We start from the raw sequence: 15,009 nt of genomic DNA on the forward strand, positions 1-15,009 counted from the left end.
AGGAAAAAATGTTTGGAATGGACAAACTGAGCCCAAACCGCGTTGCATCGCGGTTTGGGGTTACCCGAAGGCGTACAAAGGTACGTCGAGAGGCGAAGTTTGTTCATAGCAAAAACGCATTTATCAAAAGAAAACACGCAATTTTTTTGCGTGTTTTCTTCATTTTGTGCCTTTCTTTTAAGTTTGCACAAACTTTGTTTGCCCTTATACTCGCGTTTTTGCGATCCGGACTTTTTTTACATTCCCTTTTTTTATTGACATTTTCTGCCTTTTTGTATATAATAACCCTAGACAAGAAAGGAGAGTTTTTCATGCAAATCCGATTTCCTGATTCAATACATATTTTAAGCGAGGCGCAGACCTTCCGCTTTACGGGCACGACCGAGGCGGTGCAGGACGACATCCGCGTTTCCCTTTCCAAAAAAGAGGAAACCCTAAACGTTTCGCTTACGGCAGACACCACGCCCGTTTCGTTCATCCGCCTTTACTGGCACTTTTCGGATGCCGAAAAACGCCCCATTCCCTATAAAATTTACGGGGATGCCTGGGAGCGCACCTACGGAGATGCGGAGTGGCGCGGTCTTTGCGCGCACCGCTGTATGCCCTGGGTATGTGCCGTTTCCAACGGCTCGGACTTAAACACCGACTATCAGGGTCGCTTTACCGACTGCTTTGGCGTAAAAGTACGCCCTAGCGCCCTATGCTTTTGGCAATATGACGGAAAAGGCGTACTGCTCTGGCTGGACGTGCGCTCGGGCGGACTTGGGGTATTGCTGAACGGTCGCACCCTTGACCTTTGCGATATCTTATTTGAAACCTACACTGATACCTCTGCATTCAAAGCACTCCGCGTCTTTTATTTTCGCCTTTGTGATGACCCGATTCTGCCCGACCACAAGGTATACGGCAACAACAACTGGTATTATGCCTACGGCAATTCCTCTTATGAAGAAATTTTACAGGATACCGACATCTTAATGCAAGGCTGTAAAGGTCTTAAAAATCCCCCGTACATGGTTGTGGACGACTGCTGGTCAAAAAACCGCTGTGATGCTCCCTGGGATACTTTGTGCGATACTTTTTCAGATATGAAAAAGCTTGCAGAGGAAATCTCTGCCAAAGGTGCACGCCCGGGCATCTGGTTCCGTCCGCTGTCCGACCAGACCAACGTGCTTCCCTTGCAAAAAATGCAAAATGATAACCGCTTTTTAGACCCGTCCCACCCGGAGGTGCTGGCGTATGTGGCAAAAACAGTACGCATGCTTTGCCATGAATGGGGCTACAAGCTGATTAAACACGATTTTTCCACCTTCGATATGTTTGGTGCCTGGGGCTTTCAGCGTCCCACCGTCCTTGCCGAGGGAGACTGGCATTTTTATAACCGTCACAAAACCTCTGCCGAAATTGTGCTGGATTTGTACAAAACCATTTCAGATGCGGCAGGCAGGGATGTTTTACTGCTTGGCTGTAATGTCATCGGACACTTAGCGGCAGGCACGCACCAGTTAAACCGCATCGGTGACGACACCAGCGGCAGAACCTGGGACAGAACCCGAAAGTTCGGGGTAAATACCTTAGCCTTCCGTATGCTCCACCACAAAGCCTTTTATGACGCGGATGCGGACTGTATCGGCATCACAAACGCCATTGACTGGCGCATGAATAAAAAGTGGCTTTCTATCCTGGCAAACAGCGGAACTTCGCTGTTTGTATCGCCCAAGCCCTCAGACTTAACCGACCAAATCAGAGCCGATTTAAAGGAAGCCTATGCTGTAAATTCGGTGCAGGCGGACACGTTAGAGCCTTTGGACTGGATGGAAAACACCTGTCCCGAGCACTGGCTGTTAAACGGCAAAGAAATCGCCTTCAACTGGCTGGACGAAGAGGGCGTTGCCTCCTACCCACCCAAATACTAAAACAAAAAAGGGGCTGTAAAAAAAGTCCGGACCCCAAAAAGGAGCTGTAATAAATTTACAGCTCCTTTTACAGTAAATTGTTCTCTTACTCTGCTTCTGCATAAATGCGCTGGATGCGGATATCGGTGTCCCACTGCGTAATATTGCCGGAGCTTGGCATTGCGAAAAAGCCGTTGATATCTAACGTCTCATCCAGTTCTATACAGTCGCTGACTAAGCTTCCCTTACCGCACGCAAAGGTAGCCACCTCGTGAATTGTACCGTCCGGCGAGCGTGCATATAATTTCCATTCAATATTGCCATACAGCTCTTCAGGCGTCTGGAAGGAATACAGATACCAAAACCGCTTACAGTTTTCAATCGTCTTGCTCAGTCCGGTTACATGTGCCGTCAAGAGCCATTTCCCCATGGTGTAGGTCGACTCATTCATCTCGACTGCTGCACCAACAATCACCGGCTTATACCGAAGGTCTGCCGCACGTGTCACAATCTCATACTGTGCTTCCTCCCCTCCGCTGATGTTATCTACCAGGGGAACCTTAAATTTTGTATCTTCGGTGAATTTATAGCCTTCCTTAGCCTTAAAATCAAAGCCGATAATATACGCATAATCCATTTCAAACACATGCGAATCCTCTACAGTAGTTTCACTTACTTCAGGATAGGAATCCCGCTTCTTCACATACGAAATTTCCACCTCGTATGCCTCCGGGTCACCGGAAACAAATTCAATATCCGCAGGGGTCTGACCGGCTTCGATTACACAAATCTCCCCGTTATCCTGCCAGTTCAAAACTGCATCCGACACATTAAATTGCACGCTCGCCTCCGTCACCGTTTCGGGCAGGCTCCACAGATAGAACGCACCGCAAGCCAGACCGAGAACCAGCAATACCACTATGGCAAGACGCGCCGCCGTTTTGCCCTTTTTCTTTTTTACGAGAGGCACAAAATCCTCAAACGCATCCTTGTTTAACGTCTCGGGTTCTCCCCTTTGAACCTCATCATACACTTTTTTGAACGGCTCCATTCCAAACACATCCTTTTTTTGCTTCAATTATACCATATATGCAGATGCCTGTCAATTTAAAACATTATTCTTTTATAGCCTTTGCAAGCTTATACAAAAGGTCTTTGCCATAGGTGTAGTTTTTAAGATAGGTCATGGTCTGATCCTCTAACCCTGCCGCCTTTTGCACAAAGGTCAAGTCGTCCATCTCAAGTCCTGCCTTAAAGTCCTGCCACGCCTGCCAGTTGTTTTTGGACATACTGCAGGGGCATATTTTACCCGAGGCATCATAGTGACGCACCACTCGGGAAAGGGGAATATTCAATTCCTCCATCAGTTTTTTCACAAGTGCCTGGGCGCGCTTTACGGCTTTATCATAGTCCCCGTCACGGTTGATGCAAATCTCAATCCCGACGCTGTTGCTGTTGGTGATGCCGTTTTTGCCTTTTCCGTCTCCGCAATGCCAGGTGTAGTAGGTGTGATAGTCATTTACCTGAAGTGCCACGCTGTCATCTACAAAAAAGTCTGCCGAAGCACTGCGGTCACCGCCGTTGAAATAGTTAAAGTGTGCCATGGCATTCGCGCCTTTTCCGCTGTTGCCCGTATCATGCACCACAATGTAGATTGGCTTTTGACTTCTTTTGGTTTTGTTGTATGCAATCTGCATGCTGTCGCCTCCCTTTTATTTGTCTGTTTTGCTGTTTTGTAACATCTCAAGCCCTTTTTGAATCCAGTCAGGGTAGCTTACACCCATCATACCCATGTTCTCCAGGATACTGATGCACTCGCCCGCCACAAAGAACAAAATCGCGGTATTCCGACAAAAATAGCCGTCTCCCACCGCCACCGAAAGGCGTGTAATCATCACAATCAATAAAAGCTGACTGACCTTTCGCATCAAACCGCGCACCGCTGTTTTGGAGTTTAACGCACCGCTTTTGGTCTTGGGGCTTTTCTGAAACACGGTTGCCAGAATCATCCCGCTGATAAAATCAATCGCCATCACCAGACACAAAAGCTGCATCAGACAGTCAAAGCCCCCGAACAAATAGGAAAGCACCATAGAAAGCAGTACCCGTGCCGTGTGTAAAATTCTGTCCATTTTTCTCCCTCCCTTTTCATAACATTATTTAAGTGACTCTAAAACCTCCACAAAAATTTCCCGTACCGTTACGATGGAATTGCCTGAAAACAGGGTCAGCCGAAGCTGTAATTCCCCGGGTACGCTGTACATGGACGGCTCTAAAAAACAAACCGCCTGACCGCCCTCTGCCATGTCCCCGATGTTTTTGACCACCCTGCCGTCAGGGCGCTTGGCGGTCACCATCAGATAGCTTTCCCCCTCTGCCTCGTGGGTCACAAAGTACGCAAGCTTATCTCCCACCACCAGCGGACGGGTTGCGTAAGCAGAAAAGCTGTCCTCTACTGTTTTAATTTCCAGTTGCATAAAAATCTCCCCCTTTTTACGCCAGCACAACGCGGCAATTGAGCGGAATGCCGTGCTTATTTTTCAGGTAATCCTCTTTCTCTCCCGTGCCGTTGAAGCTGACCCGAAGCCAAAGGGCGCCGTCCTCGTCGGTGATCAGCTCACCCTCAATGCGGTACAGACGGGAATGGCTCTTATCATGGTACAAAACCACCTTATTGCTTGTGCTGTGTTGCCAAATCACATCATCGGTGTCGAAGGTAGACAGTCCCCAAATATTCAAACGTATGCTAAGGCTCTCTGTCTCGCCCGATTTGAGATTCGCGGTGAAAAAGGCAAGGTTTCTTGCCAAATCAGACTGCTGAGCCTCCGCGTGCCGTCCGTGAAGCATCAACTGCGTGTAGGTGTGCGGACCGCGGGTAAGCAGATAGTCCCCTTCCCCGTCAATTAAGAAAGTTTTGGTGGCATTAAGCCCTGCATCCGAGGCATAAAAGGACGGCACCTTGCCCTTGGCATAACGGCGAAGGTCGGTCACCGCACCTGTTTCGTCAATTTTGGCTAAGGGTACCACATTGCCCGAAGGCTCTGCCTCGGATACCGCAGGGTACGCCCTGTTTTCCTGCAAAGCGCTTACAAGATACACATAAACCGCCTTGCCCTTGGGGATGCTTAATGTCTCGGTTTCGGTAATTTCCAATACCGTGCCGTCCTTAAAAAAGGCAAGTCCCGGAGAAATCAGCACATTTTGTCCCGCCACACGCACAGAAAGAGAACTGTCGGTGGTGGGGACAACCCCTTCGGTACAGTTGTTTTTCACAATCTCATTCAGCTTAGACAGCGAGTAGGGCACGCCATCTGCAAAGCAGTCCGAAACACCGCTTGACACAAACAGTGAAACCCAGCGGTTCAGCTCCTCCGCCCCCACCGTCTGGTCATCGAAAAAGGAATAGGTATACGCCATATTCTTCCTCCTTTTTACAAATTTATAATTTATTATTTATTTTGCTATTCTTCTAAGGGTGAAAGGCTGATAATCGGCTGCGGCAGGGCGGTATCGTATAAAATACGCCGAACCTGCAGGGATTTTAACCCCTTTTCCAACCCCACCGTTTTTTCTGCCGACACCATATCCCCCAAAGAAAGGGTTATATTTTCGGGCTTTACCGACCAGTCCTCCACAGGATAGCGACGGAGGGCTAAAATCGCCTCTGCCTCTGCACGGCTTAAATTCCTGAAATCCTGCTCGAACACTGCCAGAGGGTTTTCGGTAAATGTCACATACCGCTCTATTACATCCTTCGGTCCGTTTGCCCATTTGAGCTTGCCATCTAAGGTGTCACAGTAAAGATAAACGCCCTTTTCATAAAAAATGTCCTCAAATTCAATGGCCTCGGTCAGATAGTACTGGTGCATGTAGTTGTCCGGGTCACCGTCTTTTAAGCCGTCGCCTGCATCCACATTCTCCACCGGAAAAAATGCCTCCAGACAGTAGCAGGCATTCTGCACACCGTTATAGGGAATGTCACAAACCACATTGTGTACATTGCGGTTGTCTGTTGAAATACGCACCGTTGTCTGTCTTTTTTCGACAAATTCGAACGTAAATATACCTTTGTCAAATGCAATGCATATCCCAAGTCCCGAACCGGCTAAGAAAGTTTTAACTGCCGTTAAAAGGTCGGTCGGCTCCTGAAAAACGAAATCCTTTTCGGGCAGACGGTCGGTGTGGGGCGCAATGGCTAAAAACGGAGCATATTCTTCCAAAACCGCACGCACACAAGCCTCTCCCGTTCCTGAAATTGAAAATTTGTCCTTCGGAATGATTCGCCTTGCGAGCAGTACCGTAAGCGCCCTTGCCTGCACCTTGATAAAGCTTTCGGCATACCGCACACTTTCCACCGTTGCAAACATACCGCGCCAATTCAGCAATACATACGGCTCTTTTTCGAGCAAATCGCTGATACCGTGGGGTGTGGTGAGGGTCAGCGTCACAAGCCCTGCGTCGGTCAGGCAGTTCTCCCAGGAAAGGTGTACATATTTCGAAACGGTCATAAGCAACGTGCCGTCATATCTGTAAATACGAATATCATCCATGGCTATCCCCCTTTACAAAATAGCTTCCACAAACGAAACGTTATAGTGACAGCTGCACCACACGTCTGCCGTTTTGCAATCAAACACCAGCTTATTTTCGCCCTTTTGCAGGGCAAAATCGCTTAAATAGCTGTCTGCCTGCATGTTGCCGAGCAAATCATCGCCCTTTTCATCGGTTACAGTGCGGTCGGGCACCGAAAGAATCACCTTACCGCCTGACGGGATTTCCCCCGTATATTTTAAGCTTTTGCCTGTGGTTTGGTTGGTAATTACAAAGCCATCCGCCACGCTTTCGCTGCGGTTTTCCACCAGGAATACCGCCTCAGCAGCGATATCTCCGTCGTTTAGCAGAATGCCCGATTTTACGCGCACCGAAGGCACGCAGGGCAAAGTAAAGGTGGTCTGAAGCCTCTTTTCCCGATTGTAAATGTTTTTTACAATTTCAACAGGATGCTTAAAATAGGGATTGTCACATCGAAAGGCAAGCTCTAAATAAAAGGTGCCCGTCTCGGTGATTTTTTTGTCCGAAACGCCGATGCACCGCGCGCCAATGCTTTTTACGCCCCGGTCGGAACGGAAAATCAGCTCACCCGGGATATACAGAAGCCTTAAAGCCCTTGCCACACGGGTGTAGTCGCAGTACACATGGCCTGTGATTTGTATATCTCTTGCCTTGTCCCGACTGCCCGTTAAAACCTGACCCGGCTGAAAGGCAAAGGTAGCGGTTGCTTCGTCCTTTTCGGGCAGACCCAGCCCCGAAACCGAAAGGGGCCTAAGGAGCGGATTTGAACCGCCGCAAAGGCGTACCGCACCTGAAGCCGTTTTATATTCGATACTGTACATTCGCCTGCCCCCTTAATTTATCTATGTAATAAACCGAAAATTTAAAGGGTAAATAGCCCTCGAAAATTCCGCTTTTGATTAAGTTACCGCCCGAATCGGGCACAATATTTATAATTTCCCCGTCCCGTATTTTGGGGTACGGGGCTTTGAAAATGTAGCTCTGGATGTCCTCGTACATACGGTGTGCCGTACAGATTGCATCGGTATCCCCCCGAAAAGAAAGGTGCACCTCTGCCTTAAAGCCTCGCCGTAACAGCACACTGCCGTCCTGATACCTGCAAAGTACATCTAAGGTCGGGTCTGCTGTCAGGGTCAGACCGGCATTTCCGCCGAAATCGGGGTTCACACCCCCGTCAAGACCCGAAACCGCAGGACAGCCCGACACAAATTCAATCAGTTCCTGCATCATCCTTCATCATCCTCTTTTATCTTAAAATCAGCTGTATATGACTAAAGCCTGCCATGGCACCGGTACAGCCGGCACAGCGCCTTACGGCATACTCTTTGCCGTTTAAAATGCACAAATCTCCGCAAGCGATGTCAAATCCTTTTACAGTATGTACCCGTACCGTGATGTCACTGCTCGATTCCACACCGCCCAGCACCTCGCGCACCGATGCTTTTTCGGCATACACGCAAGGGCCTTCGTACACCGTCTGCAGACGGGTTTTGTTGTCGGTGTCCTTGTATTTGTGACAGATTTTAATATGTCCTTCCATCAGCATACCCCCCGATACAAAAGGTTTTGGGGCAAATGCATCTGCAAAAGTGCCGAAAGCTCTTGAAACAGTCTGCCGTTTTCCACCTTCAGGGTGTAGCCGTCAAAACGCTCCTCGGTCACATAGGGGTTGCCTAAGTACGGAAGCAGAAGCTCTGCCCCGATACAAAGGGCATTTAATACTTGCGTATTCTCCAAATCAAGCCTTGCCCCGTCGCACACAAGATGCGTCGCAAACCGCTCTGCCATACGGAAGCATTGCAAAAAGGTCGGCTCGTCTTTGAACTTTTTGCCCAAATACACAGCTATGTAGTAGTTAAACGGTCGCATTCGTTCTCCCTCCTAACCACACGGGTTGCATTACGCAACCCGTGTGTAAAATGGTTTTACACATTTGCACAGGTATAAATGCCTGCGGACTTGTTTTCGAACACGTTTGCCAAGCCGTAGATGCGGTAGCCGTATTTATAGGCATCGGCAGTCTGGTTCTGGTCGGGAGTGATCACCTTAGGTGCGGCGTGCTTGGTAATCTGAAGCACCGCGTCCTTATGCACCACCATAAAGTTGATGGGCGTACCGGTCAGTTCAAAGCCACCCTCTTGCTGACCGTCGCTTTCCCCGTCTTTCAAGGAAACCTCGGTGTTAAAACGGGAAGCGGGAACGGTAATGATGGCAGAAAAGCTGTCTAAAATTGCCTTGGAAACGGTGGTGTCTGCCATGTGGATTTCGTCTAAGAGTGCAGGGGTGATAAACAGGTATCTGTCATTTTCCGGTACTTCCGCCAGGTCCATTTCCGCCTTTGCCGCGCGAATAGCATCTAAAATTTCTTCTGCGCCCGAAAGAACTTTGGTAATGATTGTGCTTTTGGATGCATACTTTGCAAAGCGCACCGCATCCAGCTCGGGGATAACCTTTGTGCGGATAAATTCCCCTGCTAAAGAGCCAAACGCCACCCCTGCGGTTTCTTCGTTGTCCATGGCATCTACCGTAAAGGCTCTGCCGCGTTCGTAGTTAAAGGGGACGGTTTCTAAAGTCAGCTCCACAGAGCCGTCCAAATAACCGCTGTTTCTGGAATAATTGCCAAGACCGTCCATGGTCATTTTCGGAATGATAATTTCAGAGGCATTTGCGCCCAAGCGGAACAGCTCGGAACCGCTCTCTAAAACGCCGGTCTTGGCGCTCTTTACATAAACCTCGTCCAACATTGCCGCATATTTCTTAAATCTTTCAATTGCCATATTCATTTCCTCCATTTTCGTATTTTAATTTTTTCTTTACTTTTTGGCTGATGCGCACGCCGTTCGCTTACAGCCCCAATGCCCGTCTTAATCGCTCTGCCTCGGGATCGTCGCTTTCACCGCCTGCAGGACCCGTAAACTGTACCGCCTGCCCCTCAAACAAATAAGGGTGCTCGGAAAACAACTTCTCCACCGATGCCTCGGGGGTCAGATCGGACATATCCTGCTCGGCTAAAATGCCCTCTGCCGCCGATACCGAACGCACTGAACGGGCGCTTAAATGTGCTCTTGTCACCTCTTTGCGCACCTCGCTTAAAATCTCAGCAATCTGCGCATCCTCTAAGGCATAGCCCTCCAAAAACTGTCTGTCCATTACAACACACCTCCCTTTTCACCGTACAAATAGCTTCGTACCTCCTGCGGTGTTAAAACGCCTTTGTCTAAAAGCAACAGCAAATCCGAAATTTCGTCTGTCTTTCCGGTTAAAACCGAATCGTCAAAGTGGAACACCGCCTCTGCCTTACCTTCTTCGCAAAGCCCGTACACACTTAAAATATCCTTTGTTGCCTGCAACATATCATAAAGGGCTTTTTCCAATGCCCTTTGTAATGTTTTCACAGTCGCATAGGTGCGGTGTCGCATGATTTTAAGCTCGGTCGCGGTGCGTGCCGAAAGATTTGCATCCGACAGCGTTCCGCGGGACAGCGCACAGCAGTCCTCAATCCTCTGCAGAATGCAGTTTAAGCCCTCTATAATGTCTTTTTGACGAAAGGCAGGCGAATAATCGCAGAACAAATCGTCCTTGCCTGTGCAAAGCAGGCGATACAGCCGTTTATCGGGAAGCTTAGGCTCACCCTTTTTGTCCCTGAAAAAGGCGGTATCTGCCACATACAGCGCACGGTTTCCGCTTTCAAACTCCCAGAGCAGGCGCGAAAACTGAGCCTCTGCCTCGGAAATCAATCGGTGCGCCTTTTCGCAAAAGGGCATCCCGTCGGTGGTGGAAAAATAGCCGTAAAGCGGTGTGGTGCGATTGGGAAAACGCACTTCCGCACGGTATTGCTTCCAGTTTTCGGGCATCGTTTCCAAAATTCTGCCCTTATACATGGCAAAATTCATAACTACATACTCATTTGGCAACTGGGTATGCCGTTCCACACGCACCGTATCTCCCTGCCGTTCGTAAAACTCAACTACGGTGGGCTTGCCTGTGCTCTCATCCCGCTCTAAAATTTTGTAATCCCCGTTTTTAACTGCCATTGCCTGCATTTTACCGCCTGCAAAATAAGGCTTTAAGATGACCGAGCCATGCAGCAGCCCCTCGGTCACATGGCTTGTGATGTTTTGCAAAATGGCATTTGCCGTATCCTGCAGAGCAGGTGCGACGGTTGTTTTAAGCTCCAGGGTCGTAAGCTCTGCCACCGTTCGGGAAATACTCTCTTCCAACCGAAGCGTATTTCCCTTTTCGGATATTTTATCTGAATCCAACATCTGTTCCTCCTTTCTCGCTTTTTGATCGTACGCGTCGCAACAAGCCTTCCTTTTACGCATATGCTTTTTTATCAGGCTGTTGCTCCTTTTAGCCACCATAACACAAAATTGTACTCACAAAATAGCGGATGTCATCCATCGCGTGGTCTGAAACCTGCACCACCGTATCGGTTGTGGCATCGGTGTCCCAGGCATAGGTCTCAAACTCCTTTTTTGTCGCCCTGCAGGCAGGACTGAAGCTTAAATATCCCTGCTCCAACAGCGAGGACACCCGCCGAATGCCGTCCAGCACGCGATTTTTGGCTTTGCGCACCGAAAACCTGCCCGAGCGGCGTATCAGTTCGATAAAGGATGCCGCGGAGGGGTCAACCACCACACACGAAATGGGTCGGTCGCCCGCCAATTCCTCTAACGCCTTGTAATACTCCGCATCGGTCTTTAAGCTTTCTGTGGCTTTGCCGTCATGATAATACTCCCTGATGCGGTGGGCGTGCTTTCCCACCACCTGCCAAAGCCCCATGGAACACGGGTTTAAAGTCCCGTAATCCACCGAAATGTAGTAAGGATAGCCTGCGCGCTCTTGGACTTCCCTCACATGCTTTTCGGGGTCGAACATGGGGTACACCAACCCGGATGCAACCACCCAGTCCCCTTCCACAAACCGTTTGTAAAAGAGTCCGGTATACTCTTTTTTTAAATCGCGAATGTAGTCGGCGGGTAAAAACGTGTTGTCATCTATGTGAAACCGGACAGAAAGCAAACTTAAATCAGCACGGTCTAAATATTTTTCTTTCAGCCAGTGCCGGGGACTGTCCGGGTTGGTGGTCGCAATCAGCTTTGCGCCTTCTAAGCTCAGGCGCGAGAGCAACATGGAAAAAAAGCTTTCGGGAAGCAGAGTCAGTTCGTCTAAATAGGCACCGTACAGCGTCATACCGCGGATTTTGCTTTCCGCACCGCTGTCGCCTGCGCCCTCAAAATATACTTTGCGGTCAAACAGATTTCCGCTCTTTTTGGCAAGGGAGTATGTAAAATGATTTGCCCCTACCATGTTTTGCAGAAGCTCCAAAGCGTTTCGCTCTAAGGTATTTAAGGTTCGGCCTGCCATTAGAAAGGTGCTCCCTTTGGGCGAGGCGGCAACAAAAAACGCAAACAGAATGAGCGAAATGTAGGTCTTACCGCTGCGCACCGCCCCCTGCAGGATGTTGATACGCTTCAAGCCCCCTTGTTTGAACAGCTTTAAAAGCTCTGCCTGTTTTTCGGTTACCATAGTTCACGCCTCCTGCATTGCCTGAATCATCTGTTCAAGCACGGTATTTTCTTCGGACTGTTCTAAACCGCAAAGCCCTAAAATTTCTTTGGCGGCAGGCACAGACCCTTTCTTTACCGCCAGTTCAAACAGCGATGCTAAGAGCAGTACACCCTTGTCCGTGCGTCGCTTTGTAAGCCCGAAATTCCGCTTTAAAAACTTGGCTTCCTCCGCCGTCACGTCCTGCCTTAACAGCAGTTCGGTCTCCTTTTTAAAATCATAGCCCTTCATTTTTTATCAATCCTTTCCGCCAGAGCCTTCACTCTTTCCCGATGCAGGATTCTTTTGGCTTCGTAGTCATTGTCCCTGCCCGAAAAATTGTTAAATTTGCTTTTTTTAGTACGCGGCGCAAAGCCGCTTGTTTTGTTATTGTTTAAATTGTTATATTTGTTATTATTGTTATATATAATAGAAGAATTTTCCTCAACGGACCCTGAGCGGACCCTCAACGGTTCCTGAGGTGGTTTCACACAGGTGATTTTGCTGTAATTTAAAAGGGTTATGAGCAGTCTGCCATTGCCACATGACTGGACCCTCACGGGACTCTCAGGAAACTCTGACTCTAAAAAATGCAGAACTTTTTTGAGTGCCGGCTGAGAAACGGTTTGCTTTGAACCGCCTTTGCCCGATTCGCAAATCTCGCAAAGCTCTTTTTTGGTGGTGTAAAACTGTCCGCGCTCCAAGCCTGAGCCGTCCCGATATGCCGCCTTCATCAGCATATATAGATAAATTTTTAAGTAATAGGGTGGCTTTTCCCAGATTGCCGACTCCATAATGCCTCTGTCTAAGGGGACAAAACCTTCCATATCCCACATCCTTTCTAGGGTCTTAAGTAATAGACCTCTTTTAAATAGAGCCTCTCTTCTGCTTCCAGAGAGTCCAATTTCCGAAGCAGTATTGTTTCGCACATTTTGCATAAAATGCCGTTTGAGGCCGTTTTTTCGCCGCATACGCAACGTTTCGGCATAGCCTGTCTGATGTTTTCGCCTCGCATACATGTTTCCTTTTTCCTTTCTGCCGAAATGGCAATGTTTTTCGCCATATGCTTTTTTATCAGGCTGTTGCTCCTCTTTCGCTCTGCGCCTCCAGCTACTCGCTTCCACCTCATCAGTCTCGCTTTGCTCGACAGCTTCTCCTCAAGGGGAAGCCTTTTTTGTCATTCTGAACGAGCAACGCGAAGTGAAGAATCTCCCGTGCAGATGATTTTATACCAAAACAACCTTCGTTCGTTTCTCAGTTGCACTACGCAACACGATCTCAAAAAAATAAGTTTCCTAGCGTACCCTTCTACCCTCTCTACAAGTTTCCTCAGTACTTTTGCTTGTTGCGTTACGCAACGAACACTTCAAAAAATAAGCAAGCGGAGCTTGCGTATCGCAAAAAGTATTTCGCAGAAAACTTTTTGCGGAAACGGAGTACCAGACCGAAAAACGAAGTTGTGTTTTTCAAAACGCAACGAGTAAAAAGGTCTCGGTACGACGTGCTTAAGGTTGCTTTCGCAACCGATGCCATTATTATACCACAAAATCCCTAATTTGTCAATAGTTTTTGGCAAAAAAGTTGCGTTATGCAACTTTTTCTTGTTTTTTACACACTTTTTGCCTTTCGCAAAACACTCGCTTGCTTCACAATCCCTTTTTTAATAGAGTTTAATTTCATATTTTTGAATCAACCGCAAAAGTTTTTCTACTTTTTCGGTGTCGTCCAGTTTTTCACTACGCACAATTTTTTCCACCTTTTCAAAAAACATATTATACGCCTCGTTGTATATCTGCTCAAAATCCATGTTCTGCATGGTTCTCCACACCGCATCGCTGATATACGTTTTAATCATACGGTTTGTGATACTTTTCCGAAAATCTTCTTTATTAAAATACATTTCAGACATTTGTTTGTCCTCCTTAAATAAAAAAAGTGCGCAGCCCGAGAGCCACGCACCAAAAAGACGCAGTGACTCCATTCCTACGGTTGCAACACCACATAAACATCATCCCACATAACAGAGGTATGACAAGAATAGAGTGTACGCTTTTTACAAAGATAGCGTACCCTCTGTTTATGTGGTTTATGTAATTGTTTATGTAATGTTGCATGTTCAGTATATCATACTTTTTTTAATTTATCAACCTTTTTTAACAGGAAATTCATTTCTCTCCCTCCGTCACCGCTCTGCGGTGCCACCTCCCTCGTCAGAGGGAGGCAAAAAAGGCTCCCTTGTGTAAAGGGCGCTGTCGAACAAAGTGAGACTTAAGGGAGAGAAAATGCGAACGGAGTGAGCACCAGCCAAAAAGTATTACTTGTAAACTTTTTGGCTAAAAGGAGCAACAGCCTGATAAAAAAGCATATGCCGACAAGGCGTATGTGTAAAAGGAAGGCTTGTTGCGACGAGATTCTTTAGGGGTGCTGTCCAAATCTTTGATTTGGCTAACAGTCCCCTATGCAACAGCGCTCCAAATCTTTGATTTGGTTAAGCGCCACTGTCGCTATCGCTCAGATTGACACCTCATCCGTCAACTTACAGTTGACACCTTCCCCTCAAGGGGAAGGCTATGGATGGTGCTGTGTTCAGGGCTGGCTTCGCATTCAGAATGCGCGAGCGGTTAAGCAAAATACTTTTTGCAGGCAAGCCGAAAAGTATTTCAAAGAAAACTTTTCGGCTAAAAGGAAGAGCAACAACGAAAAGGAGCACTTTGTCGTAAGGCAAAGTGTGATAATACCGTTGTTTGCTCTGACGCGGGGGCGCCGCGGTCGAAACGCAGGAGCGTAAGTTCCTGTCGTTTCGGGTTACCGCAAGAGAGCTTGGTATGGCAGAAATGCTATGTGTATGCGCTTTTTCAGGCTTCGCATTCAGAATGACACCTCATCCGTCAACTTACAGTTGACACCTTCCCCTCAAGGGGAAGGCTATGGATGGTGCTGTGTTCAGAGCTGGCTTTGCCTTTAGAATGACAAAAAACGAAGACCTCTTTAA

The 15,009-nt window shown here is 48.0% G+C and carries 18 protein-coding genes; 1 reads left to right on the top strand and 17 read right to left on the bottom strand.

What is annotated here, in order from left to right; genetic code table 11:
* Window positions 1–311: 311 nt before the first annotated feature.
* Window positions 312–1,916, top strand: a complete 1,605-nt coding sequence (locus IJE10_08980; GenBank protein ID MBQ2968235.1) for an alpha-galactosidase — start codon at window positions 312–314, stop codon at window positions 1,914–1,916.
* Between the two features lie 85 nt (window positions 1,917–2,001).
* Here IJE10_08980 and IJE10_08985 read toward each other — a convergent pair whose 3' ends face one another.
* The 17 genes from IJE10_08985 to IJE10_09065 all read right to left on the bottom strand — a co-directional run bounded on the left by IJE10_08985 (window position 2,002) and on the right by IJE10_09065 (window position 13,926).
* Window positions 2,002–2,946, bottom strand: a complete 945-nt coding sequence (locus IJE10_08985; GenBank protein MBQ2968236.1) for a hypothetical protein — start codon at window positions 2,944–2,946, stop codon at window positions 2,002–2,004.
* A gap of 64 nt (window positions 2,947–3,010) precedes the next feature.
* The gene (locus tag IJE10_08990) at window positions 3,011–3,592 is read right to left on the bottom strand and encodes an N-acetylmuramoyl-L-alanine amidase (protein ID MBQ2968237.1); all 582 of its coding nucleotides are present in this window, start codon (window positions 3,590–3,592) and stop codon (window positions 3,011–3,013) included.
* Window positions 3,593–3,607: 15 nt separating this feature from the next.
* Window positions 3,608–4,027 carry a phage holin family protein gene (locus IJE10_08995; protein ID MBQ2968238.1) on the bottom strand — a complete coding sequence of 140 codons (420 nt, stop codon included), beginning with the start codon at window positions 4,025–4,027 and terminating at the stop codon, window positions 3,608–3,610.
* A gap of 24 nt (window positions 4,028–4,051) precedes the next feature.
* Window positions 4,052–4,372 (bottom strand): hypothetical protein, encoded by a 321-nt coding sequence (locus tag IJE10_09000; protein ID MBQ2968239.1) that lies wholly within the window; start codon window positions 4,370–4,372, stop codon window positions 4,052–4,054.
* Window positions 4,373–4,388: 16 nt separating this feature from the next.
* The gene (locus IJE10_09005) at window positions 4,389–5,312 is read right to left on the bottom strand and encodes a hypothetical protein (protein MBQ2968240.1); all 924 of its coding nucleotides are present in this window, start codon (window positions 5,310–5,312) and stop codon (window positions 4,389–4,391) included.
* A gap of 44 nt (window positions 5,313–5,356) precedes the next feature.
* On the bottom strand, window positions 5,357–6,445 hold the full coding sequence (locus IJE10_09010) for a hypothetical protein (GenBank protein ID MBQ2968241.1): 1,089 nt from the start codon (window positions 6,443–6,445) through the stop codon (window positions 5,357–5,359).
* Between the two features lie 12 nt (window positions 6,446–6,457).
* Window positions 6,458–7,288, bottom strand: a complete 831-nt coding sequence (locus IJE10_09015) for a phage tail family protein (GenBank protein MBQ2968242.1) — start codon at window positions 7,286–7,288, stop codon at window positions 6,458–6,460.
* Window positions 7,269–7,697 (bottom strand): hypothetical protein, encoded by a 429-nt coding sequence (locus IJE10_09020; protein ID MBQ2968243.1) that lies wholly within the window; start codon window positions 7,695–7,697, stop codon window positions 7,269–7,271. The genes IJE10_09015 and IJE10_09020 overlap by 20 nt, the downstream gene beginning before the upstream one ends.
* 16 nt (window positions 7,698–7,713) lie before the next feature.
* Entirely contained in the window at window positions 7,714–8,007 is a 294-nt protein-coding gene (locus IJE10_09025) for a hypothetical protein (protein MBQ2968244.1), read from the bottom strand.
* Window positions 8,007–8,336, bottom strand: coding sequence for a hypothetical protein (locus tag IJE10_09030; protein MBQ2968245.1), 330 nt, complete (start codon window positions 8,334–8,336; stop codon window positions 8,007–8,009). Before IJE10_09030 ends, IJE10_09025 begins: the two co-directional genes overlap by 1 nt.
* A gap of 56 nt (window positions 8,337–8,392) precedes the next feature.
* Window positions 8,393–9,250, bottom strand: a complete 858-nt coding sequence (locus tag IJE10_09035) for a hypothetical protein (protein ID MBQ2968246.1) — start codon at window positions 9,248–9,250, stop codon at window positions 8,393–8,395.
* A 61-nt stretch (window positions 9,251–9,311) separates the two neighbouring features.
* Window positions 9,312–9,617, bottom strand: a complete 306-nt coding sequence (locus tag IJE10_09040; GenBank protein ID MBQ2968247.1) for a hypothetical protein — start codon at window positions 9,615–9,617, stop codon at window positions 9,312–9,314.
* Window positions 9,617–10,732 (bottom strand): hypothetical protein, encoded by a 1,116-nt coding sequence (locus IJE10_09045; GenBank protein ID MBQ2968248.1) that lies wholly within the window; start codon window positions 10,730–10,732, stop codon window positions 9,617–9,619. The genes IJE10_09040 and IJE10_09045 overlap by 1 nt, the downstream gene beginning before the upstream one ends.
* Before the next feature lie 88 nt (window positions 10,733–10,820).
* A complete protein-coding gene (locus IJE10_09050) occupies window positions 10,821–11,999 on the bottom strand; it encodes a PBSX family phage terminase large subunit (GenBank protein ID MBQ2968249.1) in 1,179 nt (392 codons plus the stop codon).
* Between the two features lie 3 nt (window positions 12,000–12,002).
* Window positions 12,003–12,269 carry a hypothetical protein gene (locus IJE10_09055; protein ID MBQ2968250.1) on the bottom strand — a complete coding sequence of 89 codons (267 nt, stop codon included), beginning with the start codon at window positions 12,267–12,269 and terminating at the stop codon, window positions 12,003–12,005.
* The gene (locus IJE10_09060) at window positions 12,266–12,844 is read right to left on the bottom strand and encodes a hypothetical protein (protein MBQ2968251.1); all 579 of its coding nucleotides are present in this window, start codon (window positions 12,842–12,844) and stop codon (window positions 12,266–12,268) included. Before IJE10_09060 ends, IJE10_09055 begins: the two co-directional genes overlap by 4 nt.
* A gap of 833 nt (window positions 12,845–13,677) precedes the next feature.
* Window positions 13,678–13,926, bottom strand: a complete 249-nt coding sequence (locus IJE10_09065) for a hypothetical protein (GenBank protein MBQ2968252.1) — start codon at window positions 13,924–13,926, stop codon at window positions 13,678–13,680.
* Between the last annotated feature and the right edge of the window lie 1,083 nt (window positions 13,927–15,009).

It is taken from the genome of Clostridia bacterium (assembly GCA_017410375.1).
In the GTDB taxonomy this organism is placed as follows: Bacteria; Bacillota; Clostridia; order RGIG6154; family RGIG6154; genus RGIG6154.

Coding starts and splice junctions, on each gene's coding strand:
- IJE10_09025 (MBQ2968244.1), bottom strand. CDS start 8,007: ATGGAAGGACATATTAAAATCTGTCACAAATACAAGGACACCGACAAC.
- IJE10_08980 (MBQ2968235.1), top strand. CDS start 312: ATGCAAATCCGATTTCCTGATTCAATACATATTTTAAGCGAGGCGCAG.
- IJE10_09020 (MBQ2968243.1), bottom strand. CDS start 7,697: ATGATGCAGGAACTGATTGAATTTGTGTCGGGCTGTCCTGCGGTTTCG.
- IJE10_09065 (MBQ2968252.1), bottom strand. CDS start 13,926: ATGTCTGAAATGTATTTTAATAAAGAAGATTTTCGGAAAAGTATCACA.
- IJE10_09005 (MBQ2968240.1), bottom strand. CDS start 5,312: ATGGCGTATACCTATTCCTTTTTCGATGACCAGACGGTGGGGGCGGAG.
- IJE10_09055 (MBQ2968250.1), bottom strand. CDS start 12,269: ATGAAGGGCTATGATTTTAAAAAGGAGACCGAACTGCTGTTAAGGCAG.
- IJE10_09000 (MBQ2968239.1), bottom strand. CDS start 4,372: ATGCAACTGGAAATTAAAACAGTAGAGGACAGCTTTTCTGCTTACGCA.
- IJE10_08990 (MBQ2968237.1), bottom strand. CDS start 3,592: ATGCAGATTGCATACAACAAAACCAAAAGAAGTCAAAAGCCAATCTAC.
- IJE10_09010 (MBQ2968241.1), bottom strand. CDS start 6,445: ATGGATGATATTCGTATTTACAGATATGACGGCACGTTGCTTATGACC.
- IJE10_09030 (MBQ2968245.1), bottom strand. CDS start 8,336: ATGCGACCGTTTAACTACTACATAGCTGTGTATTTGGGCAAAAAGTTC.
- IJE10_09040 (MBQ2968247.1), bottom strand. CDS start 9,617: ATGGACAGACAGTTTTTGGAGGGCTATGCCTTAGAGGATGCGCAGATT.
- IJE10_08995 (MBQ2968238.1), bottom strand. CDS start 4,027: ATGGACAGAATTTTACACACGGCACGGGTACTGCTTTCTATGGTGCTT.
- IJE10_09015 (MBQ2968242.1), bottom strand. CDS start 7,288: ATGTACAGTATCGAATATAAAACGGCTTCAGGTGCGGTACGCCTTTGC.
- IJE10_09035 (MBQ2968246.1), bottom strand. CDS start 9,250: ATGAATATGGCAATTGAAAGATTTAAGAAATATGCGGCAATGTTGGAC.
- IJE10_09045 (MBQ2968248.1), bottom strand. CDS start 10,732: ATGTTGGATTCAGATAAAATATCCGAAAAGGGAAATACGCTTCGGTTG.
- IJE10_09050 (MBQ2968249.1), bottom strand. CDS start 11,999: ATGGTAACCGAAAAACAGGCAGAGCTTTTAAAGCTGTTCAAACAAGGG.
- IJE10_09060 (MBQ2968251.1), bottom strand. CDS start 12,844: ATGGAAGGTTTTGTCCCCTTAGACAGAGGCATTATGGAGTCGGCAATC.
- IJE10_08985 (MBQ2968236.1), bottom strand. CDS start 2,946: ATGGAGCCGTTCAAAAAAGTGTATGATGAGGTTCAAAGGGGAGAACCC.